This window comes from Salipiger sp. PrR007 (genome assembly GCF_010499845.1).
Lineage (GTDB): Bacteria > Pseudomonadota > Alphaproteobacteria > Rhodobacterales > Rhodobacteraceae > Salipiger > Salipiger pacificus_A.
In genome coordinates this window covers 1-5,115 of sequence record NZ_JAAGOZ010000063.1, presented here as the reverse complement: position 1 = coordinate 5,115, position 5,115 = coordinate 1, and the positions used below count along the sequence as shown (strand labels likewise).

The following is a 5,115-nucleotide window of genomic DNA, read 5'->3' as shown; positions in this document are numbered from 1 at the left end:
CATGACCCGCTCAGCATAATCCAAGGTGGGTCACTTCTCGATGGAAACCCCGGGTCAGTTCTGGGTGGAAATCAACAGGCCGGATACATATGAGCGATTTCCGAAGTCGTGCCAAATTCTTGATTGCGAACAGCAGCCGGCACATACATCAGGGCCGGTCAGGTCATGACGGGCGGCCACTGGTCGTCCCTTCGCTATGTCGGCTTCCTGCGCATCGCTGCCGTTCGTCCTGAATGCAGCGAACTTCCGGTTTCCACCCATATATGTCGGTTCCTGCCCGCATGCTGGGCATTTCATAGAGGTTCGCAGGAAACTCCGAAGGCGGGAAGATGCCGCAGTGGAAGCTGGCACCGACTCGCTAGTCTGGACTCGCACCGCTGCCAGATTGGTGCCGATCGGCCTGTTGGCGCTTCGATGGAATACGCTATCTGGAAGAGGCATGAACAAGGTCCTCCTTTGCATCGCCCTCATGCTCGCCCCCTGCCAGATACTGGCCCAGAATGTCGTGACCGAGGCCGATGCGTTGCCCACGCTTGCGGTCGAGGACGTACCTGACGACGTGGCCGTCGAAACTCGCCTGCGGGCAATTCTCGGGGCTCTGGAATTCGGCGGGATCACGGTCGGCGTCGACGCCGGTGTCGTATCGCTGACGGGGAATGTCACCGACCCATCCATCAGCGAGAAGGCCGAGAGCATTGCCGAGCGCCTCGAGGGTGTCGTTGCGGTGAACAACACGCTCACGGTTTCGGACGACCTCGCCCATCAGATCAATCCCGCGGTTGATCGCTTCCGGGCACGGGTCGCGCAACTGATCTCCCGTCTGCCCTTGCTGCTGCTGGCGTTCGTGGCCTTCCTGGTAATCATCACGGCAGGCATCCTCGTGGCGCGAATGCGGTTCTGGGACCGCATCTCGCCCAATGCCTTCATCGCCGAGCTTTATCGGCAGGCGTTCCGCGTGGCCTCCGGGATCGTCGGCATCGTGGTTGCGCTGGATGTCGTGGGGGCGGCGGCTCTGCTGGGCACGATCCTCGGCGCTGCGGGGATCATCGGCCTGGCCATCGGCTTTGCCGTCCGCGACACGGTGGAGAACTTCGTAGCGTCCGTCATGCTGAGCCTGCGCCAACCCTTCCGCCCGAACGACCTGGTCGAGATCGAAGGCGACGTCGGCCGGGTGATCCGACTGACCTCGCGCGCGACGATTTTGCTGTCGCTCGACGGCAATCACATCCGCATTCCGAATGCGACTGTCTTCAAGGGTAAGATCGTGAACTACACGCAGTTTCCGGCGCGGCGGTTCATGTTCGACATCGGCATTGACCCTGATGCTGATCTCGAGGCGACGCGCAGCCTGGCTCAGGCAACGCTGAAGGCGCTGCCCTTCGTGCTGGACGACCCGGAAGAGCTCGTCTGGATCGAAAACATCACCGAGTCCGGTGCGATCCTGCGTGTGACCGGCTGGGTCGACCAGACCGCGACCGGCTTTTCCACGGCACGCGGAGATGCCATTCGCTTGGTCAAGACCGCTATCGAAGAAGCCGGCGTGGCGATTCCTGACACGACTTATCGCATTCGCCTCGAAGGGGCGGGACTACCAGCGGCGCCTTTCGAACCACTACCGCGCAAAGCGCCAATGCAGCAGGCGAGCTCTGCCTCACCGGAGCCCTCGGTTCACAAGTCAGAAGAAGCGGCGCTGATTCCCTTGGTCGATGCTGAGCGCCAAGACAGTGATGACCTCCTCGCGAGGAGCGCGCCGCGTGAATAGGTGGCGGGCGCTCATGCAGATTGATTAGGCCGAGGCGGCATGACGAACCGCCATCAGCCCACTACCGCCGCTTGTGCCAGCCGTTGCATATCTGAACGCTCTGACAAGAAGGGCGGAGAGCCGACCTTCGCTGCGTCTTGGACGAACGGCAGAGATACGCAGGAAGCGGAAATCTAAGTCAATGGGACTTCGCCGACCCGGCTTGGCGCAGGCGGCCACCTACAGACATTCTTGGAGTAGGCATCTAGGCTGTGGGGGCAGACAGTTGGTTCAAGATCATCTTGAGCATTCAGCTATTTGACCGACCTCTTGCAAACCAAAGATCCAACGAAGATAGTTGCGAGGCAAATAGCCTGATCTGAGGAGTGCGAAGTTGATCGAGAAGATAGAGTTGACGAACTTCAAAAAATTCAAAAGCGAGACAATTGCGCTAAAACCGCATGGCTTGTCCTTGCTGGCTGGCGGAAATAACTCCGGAAAATCAACTCTGCTTCAAGCCCTTGCTGTATGGGACTTTTGCATAACGGTGTTGAAGAATGAAAAAGGTGAGGCTGCTCTCACTCCCGCACATACTGGTCAGGGCGTTGGTCTTTCGGATGATGAATTCTCTCCAATCCAAATGCCTTCCCTCTCGCACCTTTGGACGAACCTGACAAACCAAGTCAAAGGCGCTGATGGCTATACGCTATCAATCAAGCCAACTTGGCAAGACGCCGCAGGAGTCGAGCGCTTCCTACAGATTAGCTTGGCCCTGGCGAATGATCGACTTTTCATCAAACAAACAAGCTCGAATATAGAGGCCGGAGAAGAAACTCCCCATATAGCATTTGTACCTCCATTTGCTGGAATCACAGCCAAAGAGCAGAGGATGAGTGTCGCTCAACGGAGATCTTTGACAGGCAGCGGCTTAGTCGGGGGGACAATAAGAAATTTACTTTTCGAGCTGGAGAGCGAGAACCAGCGGCAGCGAGAAACGTTAAAGGATGAAAATGGAAGGATTAAAACGTCACAACTTAAGAAACTCAGGGAAACTGATCCATGGGAGCTACTTCAATCCGCTATGGGGCGGTTCTTCCAAACAAGTCTTTCGGTCAGCCCATTCAATGATCTTTACCAGAGCTACATTCGCGTAAGCTTGGTCAAGGGTAATTGGGAAGGGACCAGAATAAAGAAATTTCCTAAGTTTAAACCTCGAGATTTGATGTCCGAGGGTAGTGGTTTCCTTCAATGGCTGAGCGTATTCTCGCTTGCTCTCGACCCAGAAACAGACGTCCTTCTGCTAGATGAGCCTGATGCACACCTGCACTCTAGTCTACAAACTTTGCTGCTTTCCGAACTTGAGAGCATTGCGGCAAGGCTGGAGAAGCAGATCTTACTGGCGACCCACAGCACAGAGATCCTTCGATGGGCCGATCACTCGAAGATCCTCAGCTTTCGGGGTGGCAAGGTCAAGTACCTCGGCGATGACGCAGCAAGGATGGGCCTGTTTGCCGGTTTGGGGAGCGAGTTCTCTCCTCGCCTTGATCGGCTAAAGAAAAGCAAAGCTCTACTTCTCGTGGAGAACGAAAGTGATGCTCGGTTCTTAAAGATAATGGCAGCCAAGATCGGAAAGACCATTCCAGACGATGTGGTGGTTTGGGCATGGACCGGCTCATCCAAGGAGCGAAAGCAGCTATTCCTTCAGCTGAAAGGTGACATCCCCGAACTCAAAGCAGTAAGCATCCGAGATCGGGACAGTCTAGAGCAGAAAAATGTGGATGAATCAACCTTGCGGGACAAATCGGAGAAAAATGCGGAGCCAAACTTGAAGCTGAGAGTGTGGCAGAGACGACATATTGAGAACTATCTCCTATGCCCGGATGCCATTGCGAGGGCGGCGGGCAAGACCACTCAAGAGGTGCGCGATTTTTTTGCTGATCACCATGCTATAGCTATTCCCAATAATTTCACGGAGCAAAACGTCGTTCAAGCGATCAAAGATGCCCACGGAAAATTTCTGATGGAAACCAGTGAGAATTCCGTGGAAAAGCAATTCAAAGTATCTAAGATTGACGTTGCCAAGGCGCTGACCGCTGGAGAGATTTGCGCCGACGTTAAAGTCGTAATAGATGACATTCTGGCAATGTAGAGAGCCGCATGAGCTACAGCCATATTCATTTAGTAGAGCTTTCCATCGCGTACATTTTGGCGCAGCCGCGTTGAAATGAGTAGTGGAGAACGACGACTTCGGGCCATCACTTCGATCAACAACGATCTGGCTTTTCTAATCCGTTGATCGTCTGCGCGGCCGAGTTGATTTCACTGTTGGGTGACGCTTTGGCACCGGGGGGCGTTCGACTCAGTGCCGCCGCAGATGAATGAATCAAACGCTGACTGCACTGCTGGACTGCTGAAATAATAGATGCCTTCTACGAAAATCAACGCACCTAAGGCGAAGATGAATCCTTTCCGATATGCGGGCAGTCGAGCCAAAACGGTGACCGTCAAAATGAGAAGGGTAGCGATAGCAGCGTAAAAAAAGGGGCCGGAACCAAAGATTATAGCTATCATCGCCGCAAAAAATCCATCTAGGCATCCAATGGCAGCTCTGACCCAAAATGCGGCATTCTGGATAATCCCTCGATGCGTACCCCATTCAGATTTGAGAATACTATATGACCAGACGGGCCCCAGAGATAAACCAATAATAACTGCGTTTACAATCTCTGACGGAATGTCCGGAGCGCCTAATAACGTTGATATGAATGCGCCGACATCAGCTGTAATGTCGTTCCAACGAAGAATGATCTGGTGTACCAGCGTCGCTAAATCAAGCACTGCGAAAGGTAGGTATTGGGAGAGGAAGGTTAGAAGGGCCATGGCTGACACTGCACCGCGGACAAGCTGCGATGTCTTAATAAATTCCCACATACAACCTCCAAAACCTCATTTCTGCTTAATAGCATCTAGATATCACGCGGCATAGCATTGAGGTGCATGCACTAGAGAAAGCTGGGCACGCGCAGCACACAGCATTAGGGTGCCGCACTGCAAATCTTCCTGCATACCACGCAGCACAACCCCAAAGATGACCGGTTTGGGGAAGCTGCACTGCAGCGCCCCCCTTCCGCGTAGGACGGCTCTGGGCCGGTCACGTCATGACGGGCGGCCGGCGATCGCCTCATCGCTATGTCCACTCCCTGCGCACTGCTGACGCATGCTCGAACGCTTCCCGGAGCGAGTCTGGTGAGCGCCGGCGCCATCACTCATGGGTGGATGAGTGCTAGGGATGTTTCCTGCGGCGCGACAAACAGGATGAGATTCCGCGTCAATCAGGATGAGACGCAGCGGCGTGTGACCGCTTCCGGCCGGGC

Annotated in this window: 3 protein-coding genes; 2 read left to right on the top strand and 1 reads right to left on the bottom strand. The window is 54.9% G+C overall.

Annotated elements, in window-relative coordinates:
- Window positions 1-439: 439 nt before the first annotated feature.
- Both G0Q01_RS22100 and G0Q01_RS22095 read left to right on the top strand, forming a co-directional pair.
- The gene (locus tag G0Q01_RS22100) at window positions 440-1,762 is read left to right on the top strand and encodes a mechanosensitive ion channel family protein (protein ID WP_164213865.1); all 1,323 of its coding nucleotides are present in this window, start codon (window positions 440-442) and stop codon (window positions 1,760-1,762) included.
- Between the two features lie 373 nt (window positions 1,763-2,135).
- A complete protein-coding gene (locus G0Q01_RS22095; protein WP_164213864.1) occupies window positions 2,136-3,890 on the top strand; it encodes an ATP-dependent endonuclease in 1,755 nt (584 codons plus the stop codon).
- A gap of 170 nt (window positions 3,891-4,060) precedes the next feature.
- Here the strand turns inward: G0Q01_RS22095 and G0Q01_RS22090 are convergent, their stop codons facing one another.
- Complete coding sequence (locus G0Q01_RS22090) at window positions 4,061-4,672, bottom strand: hypothetical protein (RefSeq protein ID WP_164213863.1); 612 nt, start codon at window positions 4,670-4,672, stop codon at window positions 4,061-4,063.
- Window positions 4,673-5,115 lie beyond the last annotated feature (443 nt).

Bases quoted from the DNA above. Each gene is read 5' to 3' on its own strand.
- G0Q01_RS22100 (WP_164213865.1), top strand. From the start codon at position 440: ATGAACAAGGTCCTCCTTTGCATCGCCCTCATGCTCGCCCCCTGCCAG.
- G0Q01_RS22090 (WP_164213863.1), bottom strand. From the start codon at position 4,672: ATGTGGGAATTTATTAAGACATCGCAGCTTGTCCGCGGTGCAGTGTCA.